We start from the raw sequence: 23,262 nt of genomic DNA, 5'->3' as shown, positions 1-23,262 counted from the left end.
ATGCCGGCGGCGCTCGTGCCAACGCCATGAAAAATCAGCCGAACCTAATACATCGGTATAACCGCGCGGCGGTTAACCATATCCGGACGGATTCGTTTACCGTGCGACGGCGTGATCGGCAGGGTCATTCAGATCGGATCCTGTCATGCCCCGTTCGTCGTCTCATCATCGTTCCGTCAACAGCCGTCGGCTGCGCAGCACGACCTGCATCACCACCATGCTCGCGGGTATCTCCGCGCTGGCGCCGGCGGCCGCGAATGCGCAGCTGCTGACGCTCAACGGCCTGTCCACCGACCTGCTGGCACTGACCGGCACGGTGACCGACCAGGGCGCGAAGATCACCGCGACCACCAATCTGGCCAATACGCTGAACAGCAGCCTGAACACGCTGACCAGCACGGTGAACAGCCAGGTCACCGCGTTGCAGAACGCCACGACCAGCAATGCCACCAACCTTGCCACCGTCACCGCCACGGTGAACGATCAGCGGGCGCTGCTGACCGCCAATACCGATGCGCTGACCACGGTCACCAGCGGGCTGGGGGCGGTCACCTCGGGGCTGGGGACGCTGACCTCGACCGTGGGGCAGCAGGCCGCGACGCTCGGCAACCTCCAGACGTCGCTGGGCGTGACGGTCGGCAATCTGGCCGACGTTTCCGCGACCGTGAACCAGCAGGGGGCGCAGATCACCGCCAATCTGGGCGTGCTGGATGCGCTGCGCAGCGGGGTGTCGACGCTGTCGGGCACCGTGACCGGGCAGGGCGGCGCGATCCAGACGCTGCAATCGACGCTGGCGACGGCACAGGGCGATGTCGGCGCGCTGACAGGGACGGTGAATACGCTGTCGGGAACGGTGGGGACGCTGGGCACGGCGGTGGCCGGGCAGGACGGCGCGATCCGCGCGCTGCGGGATACCGTCGCGACGGCACAGGGTGATGTCGGCGCGTTGACGAACACGGTCGGCACGATCGCGACCGACCTCGCCGCGACCGCGACGCAGGTCGTGCGCGCCAACAGCGACATCGGCGCGTTGCGGGCGGACGTCTCGGCCAATGTCGCCGACATCGCGGGGTTGCGCGCCACGATCGGGTCGACCGGCAGCGACGTCGGCGACCTTCTGGCGCAGGTGAGCGATCACGAGGTGCGGATCACCGCCAACACCGCCGGGCTGGGCACGCTGGGTGCGACGGTAGCGACGCAGGGCGGCGATCTCGCCACCGCGGCGGCGAACATCGCCAGCCTTCAGGGGCTGGTGACCGTGCAGGGCGGGACGCTGACGGCGCTGGGCGCCGACGTCGCCGTGCACGACGCGCGGATCACCGCCAATGCGGACGCGATCCTGTCGCTGCGCAACATGGCGGTCAGCGGCAACGCCAGCCCGGTGCAATATACGACGCCGGCGGCACCGCTGGTGGCGACCACGGGGGCGACCAACGATGTCGCGATCATGGGCGCGCAGGCCGGGCCGGTGCGGGTCCACAATGTCGCCGCCGGACAGGTGACGGCCGGGTCCACCGATGCGGTCAACGGCGGGCAGCTGTTCGACATGGGACAGCAGGTGGGCGCGCTGGACGCGGTCGCGGTGCGCTATGAGGACGCGACGCGCGCGCGGATCTCGCTGGGGGCGCAGGGTGCGCCGGTGACGATCGGCAACGTCGCCGCGGGCCGGGTGGCGACGGGATCGACCGATGCGGTCAACGGCGGGCAGCTGGCGGATACGAACGCCGCGGTCGCGGCGGTGCGCGACGATCTGGGGACGTTGGGGACCAGCGTGTCGGCGCAGGGCATGCTGCTGGGTGCCAATGCCGATGCGATCGCGGTCCTGCGCCGCGATACGCAGAACGGCGCGATCGGGCCGGTGCGCTATGCCGATCCCTCCGCGCCGCTGGTGCCCAACGGCGGCAGCACGACCAACCATCTGGTGCTGGTCGGGCGCGATCCGGCACCGGTGATGCTGCACAATGTCGCCGACGGCACCGTCGCATCGGGGTCGACAGACGCGGTCAACGGCGGGCAGCTGTTCGCGCTGGCGTCCAGCTATCAGGGGCTGGCCGATCTGGCGGTGCGCTACGACGATGCCGACCGCAATGCCGCGACGCTGGGGCGTGCCGGTACGCCTGTGACGCTGCGCAACCTCGCCGCGGGCACGCTGGCGGCGCAGTCGAGCGAGGCGGCGACCGCGGGGCAATTGTACGACACCAACCTGCGGCTGGGGACGTTGGGCGCGCAGCTGACCGACACGATCGGCGATCTGGGCGACGATCTCGACCGGCTGCGCGATGCGGTCGACACGGGCGCGCGCGGGCCGATGCGCTATGCCGACGCGGCGACGCCGACCGTTCCCAATGCGGGTACGGTGTCGCAGGACCTGACGCTGGTAGGCGCGGCGAACGGTGCGGTCCGGCTGCACAATGTCGCGGCCGGCGTGATCGCCTCGACCTCGACCGACGCGGTCAACGGCGCGCAGCTGTTCTCGCTGGGCAATGCCGCGGCGGGGATGTTCGGCAACGGCGTCGCTTATGATCCGCTGACCGGGTTCGCCGGCAACTTCACGTTCCAGGGCGCGCAGCATGGCTCGATTCAGTCGGTGTTCGGCGCGATCGAACAGTCGCTGGCGCAGGCGACCGCGCCGGTCGTCGGCGGAGGCGGCACCGGTGTCGCGCCGACGACGCTGCGCTATTTCAAGGCCAATTCGTCGATGGCGGACAGCGCCGCTTTGGGCTTCGACTCGACCGCGATCGGGCCGGCATCGACCTCCATGGGCGTCGCCGCGATCGCGGTGGGGCGCAACGCGATGGCGGGCGGCGACAGCTCGGTCGCGATCGGCGACGGCGCGATGGCGATGGACGGCAAGGCGGTGTCGATCGGCCTGGGCAACGTCGCCTCGGGCAACGGTGCGGTCGCGATCGGCGACCCCAACTACGCCACCGGCGAGGGCGCGACCGCGCTGGGCAAGGACAATAACGCCACCGGCACCGGCGCGATCGCGCTGGGCAACGTCAACGTCGCGCAGGGCGACGGCAGCACCGCGATCGGCTCGCTCAACACGGCGGACGGCATGGGGGCGGCTGCGCTCGGCTATACCAACACCGCGCAGGGCACGGGCGCGATCGCGATCGGCGCGAACAACGCCGCGGTCGGCAACGGTGCGCTGGCGATCGGCGCCAATGTGACCACCAGCGCCGACGAGACGCTGGCGATCGGCAGCAACACTCGCGCAACCGGCCTTCGCGCGGTGGCGATCGGCAACGCCGCCGACGCATCGCGGGAGATGTCGTCCGCGTTCGGCTATGGCGCGCAGGCGCAGTCGGACTATGCCGCCGCGATCGGCACCGCCAGCCGCGCGACCGGATACGGGGCGACCGCGATCGGCACGGTATCCAGCGCCAGTGGCTTCGCCGCGACCGCGCTGGGTTCCGGCGCGATCGCGGATCATGAGGGCAGCGTGGCGCTCGGCTCCGCGGCGCAGACCACGCGCGGCGCGGTGGCGGCCTATACCGCCTTCGGCGTGGCGGGCACGCAGGCGTCGCAGGGCGAGATCGCGGTCGCGCGCAACATCGCCTATCCCGATCCGGTCAGCGGCAACCCGACCCCGGTCGGCAACCGCCAGATCACGGGCGTCGCGGCGGGCGCGCAGGCGAGCGATGCGGTGAACGTGGCGCAGCTGCGCGGCGTCTCCGGCACGCTGGGCGCGGCGTTCGTCGCCGGGTTCGGCGGCGGCGCCAGCTACGACGGTGCGACCGGCGCGCTGGGCACGCCGCGCTACACGCTGAACGGGGTGACCTATTCCAGCGTCGGCGATGCGCTGGAGGCGATCTCCTCGCGGATCGGCAGCACGACGGGCACCACCACGCCCTCCGCGCCGCCGATGTCGACCGAAACCGAAACCCGCATCGTCGCGGTGGAAACGCGCGTGACGACGGTGGAGGCGAAGGCGGAGCAGGCGGTGGCCTATGACGACGCCGCCAAGACCTCGGTCACGCTGGGCGCCGGCGGACAGGCGGTGGCGCTGCGCAACGTGGCGCCGGGCGTGGCGGCCACCGATGCGGTCAACGTCGGCCAGATGAGCAACGCGCTGGCCGGCGCGGTGGCGGAGGCGAACGGCTATACCGATCGCCGCGTGGCGGCGCTGTCCTTCGACCTGTCGCGGGTCAATCGCGACGCCCATGCCGGCATCGCCGGCGCGCTGGCCATGGCCGGGATGCCGCAGGCCTATGAGGAGGGGAAGAGCATGGTCGCGATGGGCGTCGGCACCTTCCAGGGGCAGTCGGCGGTGGCGATGGGCGTGTCGCGCGTGATGAACGACGGCCGCACCGTCGTGAAGCTGGGCGCGACCTATGACAGCCGCAAGCGCGTCGCGGCGAATGCGGGGGTCGGCTTCCAGTTCTGACCTGGTCCGTCATTCGACGATCTTCGACATTTTACCGTCACCCCGGACTTGATCCGGGGTCCCGCTTTCACCCATCGCGGCAGAAGCGGGACCCCGGCTCAAGGCCGGGGTGACGGGAGAAGAGCAAGGTTCGATCGACCCCACGGAAGCGACAGGCAGGTCCGGCCTCGGCCGGGCCTGCCGTCGCGCGTCAGTCGTGCGCCATCTTCGCGCCCTGCGGCGATTTATAGTCGGGGATCATCCCCGCGATCGACTGTGCGAAGGCGTGGTGGCGCTCGACCGGGATCGAGGAGACCATGGCATCGGCGATGCCCTTCACCTCGGCCTGGGTCAGCACGCCGCGGTTGAACAGCGTCTGGAGCAGCGCGACGACGCCGATATAGGCGGTGTCCGCCTGGTGCATCACCGCTTCGATGGCGCTCGCCACCTTGTGGACGTCGGCCGTGGCCATGGCTCACCTCTCGCTCGATCCGTGGATGCGGGCGAGCATGTGGGCGAGATAATCGTGATGCAAGAGGGATTTAGCGGGCTTCTTGTTGGTGCCAGTCGATCCACGCCCCGTAGGCGTGGCAGGTGGCGAGGTCGACGGTGCGGCCGTCGGGCCAGCTGGTCAGCCGCAGCCGCACTGCGTCGCGCGCGGGCGTCCATTCGAAGCCGATGCGCGCCAGCGGCCGCTCCGCGGTGGCGCGCGCGCCGGCGATGGCCAGCGCGTCCTCCACCGCCGCGCGGGCGGCGGGGGCGAGATATTGCAGCACCATCGAATGGACGACGACGCGGCAGGTGCCGGCGGGCTGCGGTTCGGCGAGCTGCGCCGGAAGCCAATCGACCACATTGCCGCGGTCGACCCGCGGCGGCGCGTCGCGCGCGATGCGCAGTGCGGCGGAAAGACGATCGGCGCGCGCGGCATCGTCGGGCCAGACGAACGCCATCAGCCGGTCGCGCGCGTCCTGTTCGTCGGCGGCGAGCGGGTGCAGGTCCACCCCGCGCGCCGACGCGATCTCGACCGCATGCGCCGGGGGCGGGGGACCGCGCCAATCGGGCGCGATGCGCACCGGCGAGGCGGCATCGCCCGCCGCCACGCCGCCCAGATCGTGCGCATAGCGCGTCAGATTGAGGTTCAGGCCGGCGCTGGCGCCCAGCTCCAGCAGCGCGCACGGCATCGCGAAGCGTGCGCGCAGCACCATCAGCGCCGCCATCGTGGCGGCGGTGCGTCCCACCTCGTTGGTCTGTGGCGGATCGCGGATCCAGTCGGCGACGAAGGCGTCGGCGCGTGCCAGCGCATCGCCGATCGTGCGGTCCATGTCGCCGGTACGATCGCGGTACAGCAGCGCCAGCGCGGCGTCATCACCCGCGCGGGCGAGCGCATGGAGCGCGCCTGCCACGCGCATCGCCAGCGCGTCCGCCGCCTCGTCCCGCGGCCAGTCGGCGACCAGCGCGGAGGTGAGCGGCGCGCGCGCCAGCTGCCGCCCGACCGCGTCGAGCACCGCGGCGACGAAGGGCGAACCCATCGCGCGCACCGCGGCGGCCTGGTCGTGGAAGGGCTTCGACGTCACGATCGGCAGGTCCGTCATCATCGGATGGGCGCGAGCGGGCGCGCTATCAGAAGCTGGACCAGTCGTCGCCACCCGCCACGGCGCGGCGCATCGGTGCGGGGGCAGGCATCACCTTGCCCTCGACGCGACGCGCGGGCATCCGCGCGACGTTCGCCGCCGGGGCCGTGTCCTCGATCGCGAAGGTCGCGACGGAGGCGGCGAGGCGTTCCGCCTCCTTCACCAGGTTGCGCGCGGCGGCCGACGTCTCCTCGACCATGGCGGCATTCTGCTGCGTCATGCCGTCCATCTCGCTGATCGCGATGTTGATCTCGCCCAGGCTCTTGGCCTGATAGTCGGCGGAGCGCGCGATGCCGTCGATCGCGCCGCTGACGCTGCCGACGCTCTCGATGATCCGCGACAGCGCCTGCCCGGTGCGGTCGACCAGCTCGACGCCGGTGCGGACATGGGTGGAGGCGGAGGTGACCTTGGTCTTCACGTCGGTCGCGGCGTCCGCGGCACGCTGCGCCAGCGCGCGCACTTCACTGGCCACCACCGCGAAGCCCTTGCCCGCCTCGCCCGCGCGCGCCGCCTCGACGCCCGCGTTCAGCGCCAGCAGGTTGGTCTGGAAGGCGATGCCGTCGATCAGCGAGATGATCTCCGCGATCTCGTTGCTGGCCTGCTCGATCCCGTTCATCGCGCCGATCGCCTGGCGCACGATCTCGCCGCCGCGCTGCGCCTCGCCCTGTGCCGCGGTCATCGAGGCACTGGCCTCCTCCGCCGCGCTGGCGCCGGCCCCGACCGACTTGGTGATCTCGTCAAGCGCGGAGGCAGATTCCTGAAGGCTGGCGGCCTGGCGCTCGCTGCGGTCCGACAGGTCGGACGCGGCGTGGCTGATCTCGCCGGTGTCGCGCTTGATCGATTCGACGCTGCGGCGGACGCCGGCGAGCACGCCCGATAGGCTGGAGGTGGCGGCATTGTAATCGTCCGACAGCGTGCGGAAGGCGGGCGGCACGTCATGGATGCGCGTGGTCAGGTCCGCCTCCGACAGCTTGTGCAGCGCGCCCCCGATCGCGGACAGCGCGGCTTCACGGTCGCGATCGTCGACCACCTTGGCCACGGCGGTATCGCGGAAGACGGTGATGGCGCGCGCCATGTCGCCCAGCTCGTCGCCGCGATCGGCGGAGTCGATCGTGATGTCGTGGCGTCCCGCGGCGAGGTCCGCCATCACCTGCGTCAGCGAGGAGATGGGGCGCGCGATCTGGCGGCTGAGCACGCGCGACAGCGTGATGGCGATGCCGATCAGCGCGATCGTGCCGATCGCCAGCGTGACCAGCGCGATCTCGATCGCCTTCGCCTGCTGCGCGGCGGCGGCGTCGATATCCTTGGTTTCCTCGGCACGCAGCGCGCGCAGCGGCAGCGCGACCTTGCTGACCAGCACCGCGGCGCCGGCGTTGCGTACCGCCTCCTGCGCGCCGTCGCGGTTGCCGGCCTTCACCTCGGCGATCAGGCGATCGCCCCAGTCGCGGCGCCACTTCAGCGTCTCCGCGCGCGATTCGCGGACCATCGCCAGCTTGGCGGGATCGGTCAGCAGGCGCTCCAGCTCGTCGGCGGTGTCGTCGAACTCCTTGCGCCCTTCCTCGTAGGATTTGAGGTAGGTCGGGTCGGCGGTGACCAGGAAGCCGCGGAACTGGCTGTTCTGGCGCAGGATCGACGTCTCCAGCGTCAGCGCCTTGGCGAAGATCGACTGGCTGAAGTTGCTGCGCTCGGTCGAACCCGAGATCATCATGATATTGGCCAGGAACACCGCCATCACCAGCGCCGCCGACGCGTTGATGGTCAGGAACGACAATGCCAGCTTGCGCGGTATCTTCATGGCTCTCGGGATCCGTCAGTAGGGGGTGGGGAGGGCGGCGGTGCCCTCCCCCGTCAGTCGGCGATCAGAAGCGCGAGCGCAGCGTGATGCCGTAGGTACGCGGCTCGGCCAGGAACGACTGGAACAGCGTGTTCGCGGTAGCGAAGCTGGGCGAGCCGAAGCGCTGCACCTGCGACAGGCTGTTGGCGCCCTGGAACGGCGAGTTGAACGCCACCTGCTGATAGTTGGTGTTGAGGATGTTCTGGCCCCAGAACTCCACCGCCCAGCGCTGTTCCGGCCCACGCAGGCCGATGCGCGCGTTCATCAGGAAGAAGCCGTCCTGCATCTTCTCGGCGAACAGGTCCGACCCGGTGTTATAGTCGCTGGTCATGCGGCCATCGACGTAGAACAGCGCGGTCAGCCCGCTGCCGGCGATCTCCGGCGACCAGGTGGCCGAGGTGGTGACGACATGGCGCGGCGCGTTGGACATCATGCTGCCGGGCAGCAGGAACAGCGCGTTGTTGAGCGCCTCGCCCGCGTTGCTGCCGACCAGGTTGTTGCGATAGTTCGTCTCGGCATAGGTGTAGCCGATGTTGAACGTCACGTCCGGCGCGGGATAGGCGCCCGCCTCCAGCTCCACGCCCTGCGTCACCACGCCCGCCTTGACGGTGCCGGTGCAGGTGCCGGTGGTGGCCGAATTGTCGCGGTCCGCACCGGCCAGGTCGTTGCTGCACGAGCCGATGTTCTGGACGATGTAATTGGTGCCGTTGAAGGTGTTCAGCTGGAAGTTCTTGAACTCCGAGCGGAACGCCGCGACGTTCGCGGTGAACTTGCGCGAGGTGTATTTCACGCCCAGCTCATACGCGTTCACCGTTTCCGGATCGAAGCGCAAATTGGCCGCATTGGCCGCGGTGGGCGTACCGAACACGTTCGCGGTCAGGTCCGACCGGTCGAGGTTGTAGCCGCCCGCCTTGTAGCCGCGCGCATACGAGCCGTAGAGGAGCGTGCTGGGCACCGGCTTCCACGACACCACCGTGGTGCCGGTGAACTGGCCCTCGTCGATCTTGTCGGCGACCGGCAGTCCGGTGATCGCGGACGAGGAATTGCCGGTGCAGCTGAGCGTGATGATGCCGCCGGCGAGACCCGCCAGCGTCGCGTTGCTGCTGGCGAGCAGCGGGCGCAGCGCGGCCTGCTGCGCCGGGCAGGCGGTGTTGTTGTTGTCGAAGCTGGCGCGCAACTTCTTGTGTTCGCTGGTGTAGCGCAGGCCGCCGGTCAGGCTGAGCGTGTCGGTCAGCCGGAAGATGTTGTGCGTGAAGAAGGCGTAGTTGCTGCTGGTCTGGTCGTACAGGTCGCGCACCGCGCCGACGTTGCGGATCGTCGAGAGGCGGTCGATGCCGTCGATCAGCGTCTGGCCCAGCGCGCCGGTCAGCACGCTGCGGCCGGCGGTGCTGAGGCAGCCGGGGTTGGCCGGGTTCTGCAGCGCCGCGGCCGGGTTGACGGTGGCGACGATGCGGCAGGCGGCGAAGGCGCCATATTGCGATCCGAACTTCAGATTGTCGGACACCTGAAGGTCTTCATGCGCGTAATAGCCGCCAACCAGCCAGTCGAGCCGGTTGTCGAAGATCGAGCCGCTGAGGCGCGTTTCCTGCGTGAAGGTCTTGAACTGGCGATAGGACAGGCCGTCGTCGGCGCGATAGATCAGGTCGACGTTGCCGTAATCGACGTCGCCCGCGCCGCCCGCCTTATACTCGCGATAGGCCGAGATCGAGATCAGCTGGATGTTGTCGAAGTTCCAGCCAACACGCGCCGAAACGCCGTAATCCTCGGTCACGTTGGAATAGGAACGCCCGGGAGTCTGGGCGATAAGGCGGTTGTAGGGGTTGCCGTCGCTCGGCAGAACCCCGCCCAAAGAGCGCAGGATGTTGACGATCCGGTTCTGCGGGTTGACGGCATAGTCGCCCGCGACGCCGGGCGTCGGGTCGATCTTCTCGCGCGTGTCCACATAGACCGCGCCGCAGCACTTTTCGTCGCGATGCGTGTAATCGCCGATCAGGCGGACCGAGAAGTCGGTCGTCGGCTTCCAGAACAGCTGCCCGCGGACGAACACACGGTCGCGGTTGTTGTAGTCGGTGTTGTTGACGACGTCGTGATAGAAGCCGTCGCGCTTGCCGTACACGCCGTCGATGCGGAAGGCGAGCGTGTCGCTCACCACCGGGCCGGTGACCGCGCCGGCGACGCGCACCGCGTCGTAATTGCCGTAGCTGACCTCGCCATAGCCGCCGAACGTGAACTCGGGATATTTGGTGTAGATGCTGATCGCGCCGGCCGAGGAGTTGCGCCCCGACAGCGTGCCCTGCGGCCCGCGCAGCACCTCGATCCGCTCCACTTCGCCGAGGTCGTTGAGGCCGGAGCCGGTACGGCTGCGATAGACGCCGTCGATGAAGACCGCGACCGAGCTTTCCAGCCCGGGATTGTCACCCACGGTGCCGATGCCGCGGACGCGCGCGGTGGCGTTCGCCTCCGAACCGGTCGAGGCGACCAGCAGCGACGGTGCGAGCTGCGTCATCTGGCGGATGTCGGTCGCGCCGGAGTTCTGGAGTGCGGCCGCGCCATAGGCGCTGACCGCGATGGGCACGCTGGACAGGCGCTGCGAGCGGCGAGTCGCGGTGACGACGATATCGGCGGTATTGGCCGATTCGGCCGGCTGCGGCGTCGCGGCGGCCGCCTTGTCCTGCGGCGTGGGCGCCACGGTGCGCAGCCCCTGTGCCGACGCCGTCCCCGTTACCGTCAACGCTGCCGTCGATGCCAGCAGGATACCCCAAAGTCGCATTCAAGCCCCCAACCTGTTCGGTGTTGTCGGGGGCGTGGTAAGTCGACAATCATACCCGACCGTTAACCGCACCGGCCAAGTCGCAGATTTTTATCCTAAAGTCGGTGTCGGATCGGAGGTAAAACAGCAGATTCGCATTAAAAAACGTCACCCGCGTGGAGCAGGATTCCCAGCGTCGCGACCATCAGGAAGCCGAGATAGACGATCCCGGCATAGATCGGCGGGCCGGAATTCTCGCCAAAGGCTTCCTTCGCGGTCGGTTCCGGACGGGTGTCGGCGTCGCTCATGACGGTATTCCTCGCTGTCGCGAGGTCAACGTCGCGCCGGCGCGGTCGATCCCGTCAGGCCGGCTGCCGCGTCGCGCGGCGCATGACATCGATATAGCCGTAGGACAGCGAATCGTGGCCGTCGTAGAAGCCGCGCGCGCGCAGCAAGCGGTGCATCGCCGGCAGCCGATAGGGTGGAACCCCGGCGGTCAGATGATGCTCGATATGATAATTGACGTGGTTGGGGGCGATGAACAGCCGCTCCCACCAACGCACCAGCGTGGTGCCGGTATTGCGCCGCGGATCGGCGTCGCCGCGATCGGGCACGACGCCGTGCTCGCCGATCTGGCGCAGCCGGACGATCGCCGGATAGACGAACAGCTGCGCGACCCACCACAGCGCATAGGCCCACCAGCCACCCGCCAGCGCCAGCACCGCGAACAGCGCGACGTGGAAGGTCAGCCATGGCCATTGCCGCTTCAGCTGGAAGCGCCGGAGCGACCGCGCGAGATCGCGCACCCCGGTCTGGCCGGAAAGGTCGCGCCACAGCTTGCGGCGCAGCGTCGCGCGCGTGATAGGATAGCTGCGCACGAAGCCCAGATCGGGGTCGTCGGGGGTGCCGGCGTGGCGATGATGCGCGAGATGATAGGTACGATAGGCCGCCAGCGAGATATCGACCGGCGTCCCCGCCAGCCACTGGCCGACGCGCTCGTTGGTGCGCCGCTCCCGAAACAGCGCGTGATGCGCGCAGTCGTGGACCAGGATGCCGAGTCCGAGCTGCCGCGCCGCGATCAGCAGCGCCGCGAGCAGGATCGTCAGCGGGTTGGGCCAGGCGATCGCCAGCGCGAACGCGCCCGCGATGATCCCCCAATTGACCGCGACGGCCCACCAGGCGCGCGCATCCGACCGCCGCATCAGCGCGGCCAGTTCGTCCTTCGACAGATAATCGGTTACGGTCATCGCGGGCATCCTCTCTCGACCACGATAGTAACTTAAAACGCCAGCATGAGTCAAAAGATGTTATATGACTGGCGACAGCCGGTGACGCCGCGGTCGCTGGCGCTGTGGTTCCTGTCGACCGCGGCGCCCGCGCCGCTGCGCACCGCGACGCTGATCGGGCGCGCGGCGATCTTCGCGATCGAGCCGGCGGCGATGCGGGTCGCGCTGGGGCGGCTGGTGCGCGAGCGGATGGCGGTGCAGCCGGAGCGCGGCGTCTATGCGCTGGGGCCGGCGGCGGCGGCGCTCCATGTCCGCGCGCGGGGCTGGACGCGCGCGGAGGAGCGGGTGCGCGCCTGGGACGGCGCATGGGTGGTGGTGCTGACGCATCATCTGGGGCGCACCGACCGATCGCGCCTGACGGTGCGCGAGCGCGCGCTGCGGCTGGCGGGGCTGGCCGCGGCGGGGCCGGGCGTGTGGGTACGGCCCGACAATCTGACGGTGGCGGTGCGCGAGGAGGCCCGCGGGCTGGGGCTGGAGGAGCAGGCGATCGTCATGACGGCGTGCCGCGCCGCACCGGAGCAGGATGCGGCGTTCCGCGCCCTGTGGCCGGCCGCGGCGCTGGAGACGGCATATCGCTACTGGCTGACGGAGATGGCGGCGAGCACCGAGCGGCTGACAAACGCGACGGCGATCGACGCGGCGCGCGAGACGTACCTGCTGGGGCAATCGGTGCTGCGCGCGATCAACTCCGACCCGATGCTGCCGGAAGAGCTGGTGGATGCCGCGCTGCGGGCACGCATGGTGGCGGCGATGAAGCGGTACAATGCGATGGCGCTGGGGTGGTGGGATCAGGTGCGGTGACGGGCGCGCGGCGTCGGTGAGGGAGCGGGGCTCCGGGTCGAGGCCGGGGTGACGGTTTGGGTGAAGCGGGTGTTACGTCGTTCCGTCATGTCGGACTTGTTCCGGCATCCAGGGTTCCGCACGTATCCGGGGCGTTGGGGCGCGGCGCCCTGGACCCCGGAACACGTCCGGGGTGACGGTGTGGGTGGGGCGTGGGTTACGCCCCTTCGTCATGCCGGGCTTGACCCGGCATCCAGGGTTCCGCGGACGCTGACGATCGTTGCGTGCGCGGAGGGTTGGACCCCGGGTCGAGCCCGGGGTGACGGGATGGACGGGGCGGGTGTCACGCCCCTTCGTCATGCCGGACTTGTTCCGGCATCCAGGGTTCCGCACGTATCCGGGGCGTTGGGGCGCGGCGCCCTGGACCCCGGAACACGTCCGGGGTGACGGGTGGGTGGGGCGGGGGTTACGCCCCTTCGTCATGCCGGACTTGTTCCGGCATCCAGGGTTCCGCACGTATCCGGGGCGTTGGGGCGCGGCGCCCTGGACCCCGGAACAAGTCCGGGGTGACGATGTGGGCGAGGCGGGTGTTACGCCCCTTCGTCATGCCGGGCTTGACCCGGCATCCAGGGTTCCGTGGACGCTGGGCGTCGTTGTGTGCGCGGAGGGTTGGACCCCGGGGGTGACGATGTGGACGGGGCGGGGGTCACCCTCCCTCCAGCAGCGCCTGTACCCGCGTCAGGCGGTCGCCGGCATCCTCGATCCGTTCGCGCAGCAGCCAGCGGTCGTTGCTCTGCTCCAGCCCCCGTGCCGCCGCGTCCAGCGTCGCGTCCTCGCGCAGCGTCAGGGCGATCGCGGCGGGGCCGGCGTCGATCCGGGCGACGCCCGCGGCACGTGCCTCGGCGCGGATGCGCGCGATCGTCAGCAGCGTCGCCGCCTCGGGCGGGATCGTGCCGAAACGGTCCTCCAGTTCCTCCTCGAACCGGTCGAGCGCGCCGGCGTCGGTCAGGCGGGCGAGCCGGGCGTAGAGCGTGACGCGCAATTCCTCCTCGGGGATCCATGTCTCGGGCAGGCGGCCGGCGAGGCCGAGGCGCAAGTCGGGGGTCCAGCGCTCCACCGTTTCGCCACGTGCGGTGCGCAGGGCGGATTCGAGCAGCTGCTGGTAGAGGTCGATCCCGATCAGCTTCATATGCCCGGCCTGCGTCTCGCCCAGCAGGTCGCCCGCGCCGCGCATGTCGAGGTCGCGCGCGCTGATCGCGAAGCCGGCGCCGAGCCGGTCGAACGCCTCCAGCGTGCGCAGCCGCTTGAGCGTGCGCGGCGCGATCTCATGCGACGGATCGGTCAGCAGCAGCACCTGCCCGCGGCGGTTGCCGCGCCCGACGCGCCCGCGGAGCTGGTGGAGTTGCGACAGGCCGAAGCGGTCGGCGCGCCAGATCACCATCGTGTTGGCGCGCGGCACGTCCAGCCCCGCCTCGATGATGTTGGTCGCCAGCAGCACGTCGCCGCCGCCGCCGCCGAACCGCACCATCACCTCGTCGATATCGGCGGCGGGCATCTTGCCATGGGCCTGGAGCAGGTCGAGTTCGGGGACCAGCCCGGCCAGCGTGTCGGCCAGCGCCGCCATGTCCTCGATCCGGGGGACGACGACGAAGCTCTGCCCGCCGCGGCTCTTCTCGCGCAGCAGCGCGGCGCGGACCGTCTCCGGGTCGAACGCACCCACTGCGGTGCGGATCGGCTGGCGGCGCGCGGGCGGGGGTGGCGATGACGGAGAGCTGTTGCAGCCCGATCAGCGCGGTTTGCAGCGTGCGCGGGATCGGGGTGGCGGACAGCGTCAGCACGTGCCCGGCGGACAATGCCCGCAGGCGGTCCTTGTCGGCGGTGCCGAACCGCTGTTCCTCGTCGATCACGACCAGCGCGAGGTCGTGATAGGCGATGCCCTTCGCCGCGACCGCGCCGGTGCCGACGACGATGTGGATGCTGCCCTCCTTCAGCCCCGCCTTGACGCGCTTCTTCTCGGCGGCGGTGGTCAGGCGCGACAGCCCGGCAACGGCGATGCCGGTGCCCTCGAACCGGGCGGCGAACGTCTCCAGATGCTGGCGCGCGAGCACGGTGGTGGGGGCGGCGATGGCGACCTGATGCCCGGCCAGCGCGGCGACGGCGGCGGCGCGCAACGCGACCTCGGTCTTGCCATAGCCGACGTCGCCGATGACGAGCCGGTCCATCGGCCGCCCGGCGGCGAGATCGGCGCGCACCGCCGCGATCGCGCGCGCCTGATCGGCGGTTTCGGTGAAGGGGAAGGTGGCGGCGAAGCGCTCGTAGGCGGCGGTGTCCGGTTCGAGTTTCGGTGCGGTGCGCGCGTCGCGGTCGCGCGCGAGATCGGTGAGCGCGCGGGCGCTCTCGGCGATGGCGGCGTCGATCTCGCCGCGGCGTTTCTGCCAGCTGCTGCCGTCGAGCCGGTCGAGCGTCACCGCATCGGCTTCCGCGCCATAGCGCCAGATGCGGTCGGCCTCGGTGACGGGGACCAGCCGCACGCCGTCGCCGGCGTAGCGCAGCCGGATCGCGTCGCCGCCCGCCTCCGGGAGCGGCTCCAGCCCGTCGATGATGCCGATGCCGTGATCCTCGTGCACGACGACGTCGCCGACGCGGAACTCGCCCAGGTCGAACAAGGCGGTATCGCCGGCGCCGGCGGCGGTGTCGTCGCGGTCGGCGCGGCTGCCGAGCAGGTCGGCGGCGGCGACCGCGAGCACGCCGCGGCGGCGGAAGCCGCGCTCCGCGGCGATGGCGAGGGAGAGGAGCGCGCCCTTCTTCGCGCGACGGACGGCGCGCCACCGGTCGACGGGCGTGACGTCCGCCCTGATCGCGCGGGCCACGCGCGGGGTGAGGAAGCGCAGGTCGCGCGCGCTGCCGAGCAGGACGACGCGCTCGCCCGCGTCCAGCGCGTCGCGTGCCGCCCTGGCGAAGGCGCGCAAGGGGGCGCGATGCTCGACGAAGCGGGGCGGCGGATCGCCGGCGCGGGCGAGGTCGAGCGTGGCGCGTTCGGCCGCGGCGCGCTGCCACGCGGCATCGTCGACCAGCTCGTGGACCGCGCGCGCCGGGCGGCGGCGTGCGGCGTCGGCGGCGAGGTCGAGGAAGCGGCGGCGGCGCTCCTCCGCGCCCGGTTCGATCGCGAGCCGCGCGTCGGGCAGGTGATCGGCGAGCGTCACGCGCTCGTCGCCCAGCGGCGGTTCGGCGACGCGGCCCAGCTCGCGGCGGTCGATGTCGCCGGTGGTGCGCTGATCGGCGGGATCGTAGGTGCGCAGCGACGCGACCGCGCCGTCGACGATCTCGATGCGCAGCGGCTGGTCGGCATCGGCGGGGAAGATGTCGAGCACCTGTCCGCGCCACGCCACCTCGCCCGGTTCGTCGACGCGCTCGTCGACGATATAGCCGAGCTGCTGCAACGTATCGAGCAGCGCGGCACCGTCGGCCGCCGCGCCGACCGCGACCTGCGGCGGTTCGGCGTCGAAGGCGGGCGGCGGGGGATAGGCGCGCGCCAGTGCCTCGCCGGTGGTGACGCAGGCGACGCGGCCGCGACGCTGGCGCAGGCGGCGCAGCGCCGACACGCGCTGGCCGACGTTGATCGGCGAGGCGGGGGCGGCATCGCCGGGCAGCGCGTCGCTGGCGGGGCAGAAGACGACGGTCGCCGTGGGCGCGGCGACGGCGAGCGCGCGGGCGATCGCCTCGCCGCGCGCCTCGTCGGTGGTGGCGAAGAGGAGGTCGCCCTTCTCCAGTGCCTCGGCGAGCGCGGCGGCGGTTTCGGCGATGCCGGAGGTGGTCGTCATGTGGCGCGGACAAAGCGCCACGCGGGTCGCGGGTTCCGCCGCGATTGATCTGGATTACGAGAGGGAAACAGCGCCTTGTCCGCGACGTTGCGGCGCCATCAATCGGGAGAGATGCGATGGCGACGACGACGACGCGCGACGATATGTTCGGTGAGCTGGCGACCCCGGTCGCGATCGGGGCGGTGGCCGGCGTGGCGACCGGGCTGATGGCGAACCTGCTGCGCAAGGCGGTGGTGCAGGCGCCGACCGTGTTCGCGGGCAATTGGGACCAGGCGCTGGCGGCGGAACATGCCGCGACGCTGAAGATCTTCGACCTGCTGGAGAAGACCGACGAGACGCAGGCGACGCGGCGCGGGTTCCTGCTGATGCAGCTGAAGCATGCGCTGGGGAAACATGCGTTCCAGGAGGAGAATGTGATCTATGCGATGATGCGCGATCACGACCTGAAGGAGGCGGCGGACCACCTCAACCACGATCACGGCTATGTGAAGCAATATCTGTTCGAGTTGACCGAGCTGCCGCGCGACGATGCCGGGTGGCTGCCCAAGGTGCGGGAGTTCCGCGCGATGATCGAGAAGCATATGCGCGAGGAGGAGGACGAGCTGTTCCCCCGGCTGCGCGGCGGGCTGAGCGAGGAGCAGAACAGGCACGTCACCGCGGCGATGAACAAGGCGGGGTTGAAGCTGGCGTGAGCCCCTGCGTCATGCCGGGCTTGATCCCTCCTGTTCCCCGGCGAAGGCCGGGGTCCAGTAACGGTCGGCTCGTAAAGATACTGAAACCGCTCGCAACCGGACCCCGGCCTGCGCCGGGGAACAGAAGGGGCTGGGGCTTTCGCAGGGGTTTCGGCCATCTGGCCGCGGGCCTAGCATGTGTGGAGAGATGGATGCCGGGTCGAGCCCGGCATGACGTGGGTCAGGCCACCCCCACCACCCCGGCATCCACCAGCCGCGCGATCTCGGCATGAGGCAGCGACAGGCGTTCGCTCAGCACCTCCTCGCTATGCTGGCCGTTGCGCGGGGCGGGGGCCGGCGAGAGGCGGTCGTGCTGCGGCAGGGTCGCGAAGGCGCCGGCGGCGGGATAGGCCATGCCGCTGGGATTGGCGACGTCGTGCGCGAAGATCGGATTGTCGCGCACCAGTCGCGCGTCCTGCGCCGCGTCGTGCATCGTGCGATAGGCGGAGTGGACGATCCCCGCCGCGTCGAGCAGCGGGGCGAGCGTGGCGTGGTCGCGCGCGCCGATCGCCGCCTCGAACAGCGGGAACAGCGCATCGCGGTGGCGGAAGCGCAGACCGTCGTCGGTGGCGAAGTCGACCCCGCGGTCGCGCTCCACCGCGGCGATGGCGTCGGCGAGGCCAAGCGCGTCGACCAGCTTGCGCCACTGGCGCGGGGTGACGACGACGATCATCACCCGCCGGCCGTCGGCGGTGGCGAAGTCGCGCCCGAACAGGCCATAGACGGTGTTGCCCAGCCGCTCGCGGTCGCCGCCCGCCGCCAGCACCTCCGCGATCCCGCCCAGATTGGCGACGGTGCCGATCGCGACATCGGACAAGGGCACGCGCACCTCGCCACCTTCGCCGGTGGCGTCGCGCCGCCGCAGCGCGGCCAGCATCGCGAAGGCGGCATAGGCGCCGGTCAGCAGATCCCAGGCGGGCAGCACATGGTTGACCGGATCCGGCCCCGCGCCCGTCATCATCGGATAGCCCACGGCATTGTTGACGGTATAGTCCAGCGCCGGGCTGCCGTCCGCCCAGCCCATGACGCGCACCGTCACCAGATCGGCGCGCTTCGCCGACAAGGTGGCGTGCGACAGGAAGCCGTCGACGGGAAAGTTGGTGACGAACTGCCCCGTCGCCTGCACCAGCGCCTGAAGCAGCTCGCGCCCCTCGCCACGCGACAGGTCGAGCGCGACCGACTTCTTGGCGCGGTTCAGATTTTCCCAATAGAGCGAATCGTTCGCGGGCGTGACCGGCCAGCGGCGGAAATCGGGGCCGCCGCCGATCTGGTCGACGCGGATCACCTCCGCGCCCATCTGCGCGAGGTACAGCCCGGCGGTGGGGCTGGCGACGAAGGACGATGCCTCGATCACCGACAGGTCGGGCAACAGCCGATACATATCCTCTCCCGTCCGACTTCGGTCTAATCGCGCGCCGCGGCCGGCGCGGCGCAAGGCTTCGGTAGCATCTGGTGCCGACGGTGTCGCGCATGACCGCGCGTCGTCTCCTCCGTCTGCTGTCGATCGGCGTCGCCGCGGCGGTCGGCTATGCCGCGCCTGCCGAGGCGGGCTGCACGGTGAGCAGCGGCGCGGCGACGCTGGCGTCGTCGACCTCCTATGACGTGCGCGCCGGCACGGTGCCGGTGGTGGCGGGATCGGCGGGGCTGAATTGCAGCGGGGCGGCGATCAGCCTGCTGGGCGGCAGCTATGCACGCGCCACCGTCACCAGTGCCAACGGATATGTGCTGAAGACGACGGGCGGCGCGGGCGTCGCCTATGCGGTGTCGGCGGATGCGGCGGGGCAGCAGACGTTCACGCAGGGGGGCACGGTCGATTATGCCAGCGGCACCCTGCTGTCGCTGCTGGGGATCGGCGGGGGGACGGCGTTCAACACGTCGCTGTACGCGCGGCTGATCGCGCAGCCGAACCTGCCCGCGGGCACCTATCGCGACACGCTGACGATCGCGTGGGATTATTCGATCTGCAACGGGGTGCAGGTCGCGCTGGTGTGCGTCGATTACGAGCGCAATAAGGTGACGACGACGGTGGCGGTGACGCTGGTGGTCACCAACGATTGCCGCATCGCCGCGCCCGCGCTGTCGTTCGGCAGCGTCGCGCTGGTGCGGCAGTTCCAGCCGGTGGCGCAATCGGTGCTGGTCGATTGCACGCTGGGGACGACCTACAAGGTCGCCTTCACCGCGGGGCGCAGCGGCAATGCGCGGCCGTGGCGCACGATGACCGACGGCGCGGGGCATGTGCTGCAATACAATCTGTACCGTGCGGACGGCGTGACGATCTGGGACGAGACGAACCCGCTGCCTGCCGCCGCGGCGGGCACGGGCGCGGTCACGCCGGCGCAGGCGCAGGCCTATGTCGCGAAGGTGAACCCGGCGCAGGCGACGCCGGTGGCGGGCGCCTATGCGGACCAGCTGACGGTGGTCGTCACGTTCTGACGTTGTTCGCGCGGAGACGCGGAGGCGCAGAGAGGTGGTGCTACCGGCGCGCCAGCGCCCTGCACCAAGCGGCTGGTTGATCGAGCGCTTCGCGCGCGATCGGGCGCATCATCTCCGCGTCTCTGCGCGAATATTCTCATTCGGTGTCCAAACCTGGCGAGCGTCGGGCGCGCGGAACCCTGGATGCCGGAACACGTCCGGCATGACGGCGGGGAGTGCGGTCAGCGGCACGTCACCTGGCCCAGGTCGGGCAGCACCCCCGCCGTCTCCGGCACCTGCGCCGTCGCGCGGCAGGGGCGGCCGTCGGGCAGCGTGGCGTCGATCGGGACCGCGCCGCGCATCCCCTCGATCAGCAGCACGCCGTCCCAGCCGACCACCGCGCCCGTGGCGCCGTCGAGCGTCGCGGGGGTGCCGGGGGCGAGCGGCGTGCCCTGCGCATCGACCAGTCGCGCGGTGACGCTGCGGCGATAGACGACGGGCAGGCGGATGACCGCGCCGGTACCGCCGCGCAGCATCGCGCGCGCCTGCGTGTCCTTCGCCACCGCGTCGGCGGGGAGCATCACGGGATCGATCGCGAAGCTGCCGGGGTGCCAGGCGGTGACCGCGGGGACGAACAGGCGGCCGTCGCGGCCCGTCTTCCCCATCTGCTGGTTCTCGTAATAGACGGGCACGCCCGGCATGCCGGTCGCCACCACCGCGAAGGCGCCGGGCAGCGAATTGGCGACATAGGCGCGGCCGTTGAGCAGCGTGACCGATCCCGCCACCCCGGCCCATATCGACGTGGCGCGGCCGGTGCCGGCGATGCCGCCATCCAGCTGCACCGCCTGTCCGCGCCAGGTCGCGCTCGCCTGCCCCACCACGCCGCCGCGCGTCGCGGTGGCGAGGTCGGCGGCATAGCCCAGCCCGCCGTCGGACGGCATCGAGCGCGCGGTGCCGAGCTGGACGCGCGTCCCGCCCGCAGGATCGCGCGCGACGCCCGCACTCGCCAGCCCGCGCGTGCCGAGCGGCACGACGAGGCGCAGCTGCGCGCTGAAACGGCGGCCCAGATCGTGGTCGACCGCGGCGAACAGCGAGGCGCCGCGCCCGACCGGCATGGCCCAGGACAGCGACGCCAGCCGCACCCGCTCGCCGTCGCGCGCGCGTGCGGCGATGACGGCGGCGCCGAGGCTGCCGTTGCCCGCGACGGGGACGCTGAGCGTCACGCGATCGCTGCGGCGGCTGCCGGCGTAGCGGCCGAGGTCGAACCCGGCGATGTCGGTGAAGCCGGCGGAGCGCGCGACATGCTCCACGCCGATCGTGACGTTGCGTGCGACATAGCCATAGCCGGCGGTGACCTGCACTCCGGTCGTGGTCGCGGTGCGCGAGGCGAGCGCCGAGGCGCTGAGCGCGCCCCAGCGGCCCGGCGCCCAGGCCGCGCCCGCGCCGCCCGCGAGCAGCCCCGGCGATGCCTCGACATGCCCCGACAGCGTCAGCGTGCGGTCGACGCCGTGGCGGACCGAGGCGGAGGCGACCGCGCGGGCATAGCCGAACCCGGCGATGCCGTAGCGGTGGCGCAGCGCCCCCGCCTCGACGCTGAAGTCGGTCAGGCCGGGGCGCAGCAGCTCGGGCGCGACATAGAAGGGGATGACGGTGGCGACCTGTCGCCCGACCGCATCGGTGGTGACGACGCGCGCCTCGCCTGCGCCGTTCACCACCGGCACCGAATCGAGCACGAACCGCCCCGGCGCGACCTCGCTGCGCGCCTGGCGATAGCCGTTGACGAACAGGTCGACCGCGCTCGGCACCGCCGCCTCGCCCGCGAAGCTGGGCATGGGCACGGTGACGAGGTCGGGGCGCAGCGCGAAGTTGCGCGTCAGCTGCACGCCGCCCATCCGCACCGCCGACGTCCACGGCAAGGCGCGCGAGATCAGGTCGCCCGCATTCGCCTCCAGCGCGCGCGTCTCGTCGACCCAGCTATAGCGGGTGTCGAGGCGGGTATAGCCGCGTTGCGTCGCCACGCCGGTGTTCGACAGCGTGCCGATACGCCCGAACAGCCGCTGCTCGCTCCATAGCGAGGCGGTGGTGCGCGTGCCGATGCGCTGGGCATAGAGGTCGTAGTTCAGCAGCGCACCGGTATCGACGACCGGGGTCGCGCGTGCGTCCGCCGCGGGCGCGATACGATGTACCGGCAGCAAGGCGGGGGGCACGTCGATCGACAGCCGCAGCGCACCCGCGTCGTAGCTGGTGCGCAGCCCGGGGTGGTGCGCGACGTCGATCGGTTCCGTCTCGGTCAGCGCGATGCCGGCGTGGCGCAGGACGTCGGCGGCGACGAACAGGCGATCGCCCTCCTGCCGCATCTCGACCAGCGCGGTGGCGGGCTGATCGTTGACGATCAGTTCGACGAACAGCGTGGCGGTCGCGGGGGCGAAGGTGGCGGGGGGCACGGCGTGATCGGCGTGCGCGGTTGCCGGCAGCAGCAGCGCCAGGATGGTCAGCCATAACCACGCCACCGCCGCGATGCGCTGGCCAAGGCGACACGTTCGCGCGGGGCGCTCACGACGCCGTGGACGGTCGTCACCCCGGACTTGTTCGGTGCTTATCCCATTCAGACAAGTACGCCTCCCCGGCGAAGGCCGGGGTCCAGTCGGGAAGGTCGCGGTGACGACGCACAGCGCTCGCCAACTCCTGTCCCCCGACTGGACCCCGGCCTTCGCCGGGGAGGCAGTAAGAATATTTGTTCGAAAGGGATACGCACCGACGTGTTCCGGGGTCCGGCATGACGGACGGGGTCTGCCAAAGCCTTCGCGGCAGCAAGCGTTCGGCGTGGCGCTTCCCATCGGACGTCGTTCTGCGTGGCCGTGGGTTCCGGCGTTCGCCGGAACACGGCATCCTTCGTCCAGGGTCCGCATCGTCCCGCTCGCGTCAGGCGCGTTCGTCCAGCAGGCGATCGGTGCCGTTGACCGTCACCTTGACGCGCCCCGCCTCGCCGCCGGGCAGCGCGAAGGTGACCGTCGCGCCGGGCAGGACATAGCCGGTGAGGCCGGCGTGGACCGTCACCTCGCGCGTGCCGGTCACCAGCCGCAGGTCGGTGAGGCGCGCGTGCGCGGTGCCGGTGTTGCGGATCGACAGCACGCGCCCGTCGGGGCCGGCGGCGATGCGCGCGTCGAGCTGCGGCGTGCCGGGCGTGGCGGTGGCGTGGGTGAAGAGCGGGATCGAATAGCGCATCTGCACGCCGAGGCGCGCCTGCACCGCGCCGTCCGGCCCTCTGGGCGCGGGGCGGGGCAGTTCGTCGATCAGCAGGCGATAGGCGGTTTCGGGTGCGCCCTCGGGCGCGCGGCGGATGATGCGGACCAGCTGGCGCGCGCCGGGGGCGACGGTGGCGATCGGGGGGCTGGCGACCACCGCCTCCTGCGCGTCCAGCTGGTCCTCGCCCCGCGCCTGCGACCAGGCGAAGGTGCGAACCTGTAGCGTCACCGGCTCCGCGCCCTTGTTCTCCAGCCACATCGCGGCGGTCTGCTCGCCGGCGCGGATGACGGGATCGACCGGCCAGATCACGACGGTGGCGGCCAGTGCCGGGTGCGGCAGCGCGACGGTGGCGAGCGCGCTGGTCAGCAGCGCGAAAAGGGGAAGGCGCATGGCGGGATCGTCT

At 71.1% G+C, this 23,262-nt stretch carries 14 protein-coding genes and 1 pseudogene; 4 read left to right on the top strand and 11 right to left on the bottom strand.

What is annotated here, in order from left to right; translation table 11 throughout:
• Positions 1 to 145 precede the first annotated feature (145 nt).
• Positions 146 to 4,390, top strand: coding sequence for a YadA-like family protein (locus PGN14_RS09700; protein ID WP_335299313.1), 4,245 nt, complete (start codon positions 146 to 148; stop codon positions 4,388 to 4,390).
• Between the two features lie 190 nt (positions 4,391 to 4,580).
• Here the strand turns inward: PGN14_RS09700 and PGN14_RS09695 are convergent, their stop codons facing one another.
• The 6 genes from PGN14_RS09695 to PGN14_RS09670 all read right to left on the bottom strand — a co-directional run bounded on the left by PGN14_RS09695 (position 4,581) and on the right by PGN14_RS09670 (position 11,830).
• Positions 4,581 to 4,841 (bottom strand): hypothetical protein, encoded by a 261-nt coding sequence (locus PGN14_RS09695; protein WP_335299312.1) that lies wholly within the window; start codon positions 4,839 to 4,841, stop codon positions 4,581 to 4,583.
• A 70-nt stretch (positions 4,842 to 4,911) separates the two neighbouring features.
• Complete coding sequence (locus PGN14_RS09690) at positions 4,912 to 5,964, bottom strand: DUF2332 domain-containing protein (RefSeq protein WP_335299311.1); 1,053 nt, start codon at positions 5,962 to 5,964, stop codon at positions 4,912 to 4,914.
• Between the two features lie 25 nt (positions 5,965 to 5,989).
• Complete coding sequence (locus PGN14_RS09685; RefSeq protein ID WP_335299310.1) at positions 5,990 to 7,795, bottom strand: methyl-accepting chemotaxis protein; 1,806 nt, start codon at positions 7,793 to 7,795, stop codon at positions 5,990 to 5,992.
• Between the two features lie 64 nt (positions 7,796 to 7,859).
• A complete protein-coding gene (locus PGN14_RS09680) occupies positions 7,860 to 10,604 on the bottom strand; it encodes a TonB-dependent receptor (RefSeq protein WP_335299309.1) in 2,745 nt (914 codons plus the stop codon).
• A gap of 137 nt (positions 10,605 to 10,741) precedes the next feature.
• Positions 10,742 to 10,891: a hypothetical protein gene (locus PGN14_RS09675; RefSeq protein WP_335299308.1), complete on the bottom strand. Its 150-nt coding sequence runs from the start codon at positions 10,889 to 10,891 to the stop codon at positions 10,742 to 10,744.
• Between the two features lie 54 nt (positions 10,892 to 10,945).
• Positions 10,946 to 11,830 (bottom strand): fatty acid desaturase family protein, encoded by an 885-nt coding sequence (locus tag PGN14_RS09670; RefSeq protein WP_335299307.1) that lies wholly within the window; start codon positions 11,828 to 11,830, stop codon positions 10,946 to 10,948.
• A gap of 45 nt (positions 11,831 to 11,875) precedes the next feature.
• On the opposite strand from PGN14_RS09670, the gene PGN14_RS09665 reads away from it, so the two are divergent.
• Entirely contained in the window at positions 11,876 to 12,670 is a 795-nt protein-coding gene (locus PGN14_RS09665) for a hypothetical protein (protein ID WP_335299306.1), read from the top strand.
• 685 nt (positions 12,671 to 13,355) lie between these two features.
• Here the strand turns inward: PGN14_RS09665 and PGN14_RS09660 are convergent.
• On the bottom strand, positions 13,356 to 14,369 hold the full coding sequence (locus PGN14_RS09660; protein WP_335299305.1) for a TRCF domain-containing protein: 1,014 nt from the start codon (positions 14,367 to 14,369) through the stop codon (positions 13,356 to 13,358).
• A 136-nt stretch (positions 14,370 to 14,505) separates the two neighbouring features.
• Positions 14,506 to 16,470, bottom strand: a pseudogene (locus PGN14_RS09655) (DEAD/DEAH box helicase); the annotation flags it as partial.
• 116 nt (positions 16,471 to 16,586) lie between these two features.
• Between PGN14_RS09655 and PGN14_RS09650 the strand changes: the two are divergent.
• Entirely contained in the window at positions 16,587 to 17,162 is a 576-nt protein-coding gene (locus PGN14_RS09650) for a hemerythrin domain-containing protein (protein WP_335299304.1), read from the top strand.
• Between the two features lie 220 nt (positions 17,163 to 17,382).
• Here PGN14_RS09650 and PGN14_RS09645 read toward each other — a convergent pair whose 3' ends face one another.
• The gene (locus tag PGN14_RS09645; RefSeq protein WP_335299303.1) at positions 17,383 to 18,582 is read right to left on the bottom strand and encodes a CoA transferase; all 1,200 of its coding nucleotides are present in this window, start codon (positions 18,580 to 18,582) and stop codon (positions 17,383 to 17,385) included.
• An 89-nt stretch (positions 18,583 to 18,671) separates the two neighbouring features.
• Here PGN14_RS09645 and PGN14_RS09640 point away from each other — a divergent pair, with 89 nt between their 5' ends.
• Complete coding sequence (locus PGN14_RS09640) at positions 18,672 to 19,634, top strand: spore coat protein U domain-containing protein (protein WP_335299302.1); 963 nt, start codon at positions 18,672 to 18,674, stop codon at positions 19,632 to 19,634.
• 221 nt (positions 19,635 to 19,855) lie between these two features.
• Here PGN14_RS09640 and PGN14_RS09635 read toward each other — a convergent pair whose 3' ends face one another.
• Together PGN14_RS09635 and PGN14_RS09630 are read right to left on the bottom strand one after the other, a co-directional pair.
• Positions 19,856 to 22,123 (bottom strand): fimbria/pilus outer membrane usher protein, encoded by a 2,268-nt coding sequence (locus tag PGN14_RS09635; RefSeq protein WP_335299301.1) that lies wholly within the window; start codon positions 22,121 to 22,123, stop codon positions 19,856 to 19,858.
• Between the two features lie 412 nt (positions 22,124 to 22,535).
• Positions 22,536 to 23,249: a fimbrial biogenesis chaperone gene (locus PGN14_RS09630; protein ID WP_335299300.1), complete on the bottom strand. Its 714-nt coding sequence runs from the start codon at positions 23,247 to 23,249 to the stop codon at positions 22,536 to 22,538.
• Positions 23,250 to 23,262 lie beyond the last annotated feature (13 nt).

The organism is Sphingomonas adhaesiva, assembly GCF_036946305.1.
GTDB classification, from domain to species: domain Bacteria; phylum Pseudomonadota; class Alphaproteobacteria; order Sphingomonadales; family Sphingomonadaceae; genus Sphingomonas; species Sphingomonas adhaesiva_B.
Note: the sequence above shows the minus strand (reverse complement) of the source record. Positions and strands in the feature narration are given on the sequence as shown.

Coding starts and splice junctions, on each gene's coding strand:
- PGN14_RS09700 (WP_335299313.1), top strand. CDS start 146: ATGCCCCGTTCGTCGTCTCATCATCGTTCCGTCAACAGCCGTCGGCTG.
- PGN14_RS09695 (WP_335299312.1), bottom strand. CDS start 4,841: ATGGCCACGGCCGACGTCCACAAGGTGGCGAGCGCCATCGAAGCGGTG.
- PGN14_RS09690 (WP_335299311.1), bottom strand. CDS start 5,964: ATGATGACGGACCTGCCGATCGTGACGTCGAAGCCCTTCCACGACCAG.
- PGN14_RS09685 (WP_335299310.1), bottom strand. CDS start 7,795: ATGAAGATACCGCGCAAGCTGGCATTGTCGTTCCTGACCATCAACGCG.
- PGN14_RS09680 (WP_335299309.1), bottom strand. CDS start 10,604: ATGCGACTTTGGGGTATCCTGCTGGCATCGACGGCAGCGTTGACGGTA.
- PGN14_RS09675 (WP_335299308.1), bottom strand. CDS start 10,891: ATGAGCGACGCCGACACCCGTCCGGAACCGACCGCGAAGGAAGCCTTT.
- PGN14_RS09670 (WP_335299307.1), bottom strand. CDS start 11,830: ATGACCGTAACCGATTATCTGTCGAAGGACGAACTGGCCGCGCTGATG.
- PGN14_RS09665 (WP_335299306.1), top strand. CDS start 11,876: ATGAGTCAAAAGATGTTATATGACTGGCGACAGCCGGTGACGCCGCGG.
- PGN14_RS09650 (WP_335299304.1), top strand. CDS start 16,587: ATGGCGACGACGACGACGCGCGACGATATGTTCGGTGAGCTGGCGACC.
- PGN14_RS09645 (WP_335299303.1), bottom strand. CDS start 18,582: ATGTATCGGCTGTTGCCCGACCTGTCGGTGATCGAGGCATCGTCCTTC.
- PGN14_RS09640 (WP_335299302.1), top strand. CDS start 18,672: ATGACCGCGCGTCGTCTCCTCCGTCTGCTGTCGATCGGCGTCGCCGCG.
- PGN14_RS09630 (WP_335299300.1), bottom strand. CDS start 23,249: ATGCGCCTTCCCCTTTTCGCGCTGCTGACCAGCGCGCTCGCCACCGTC.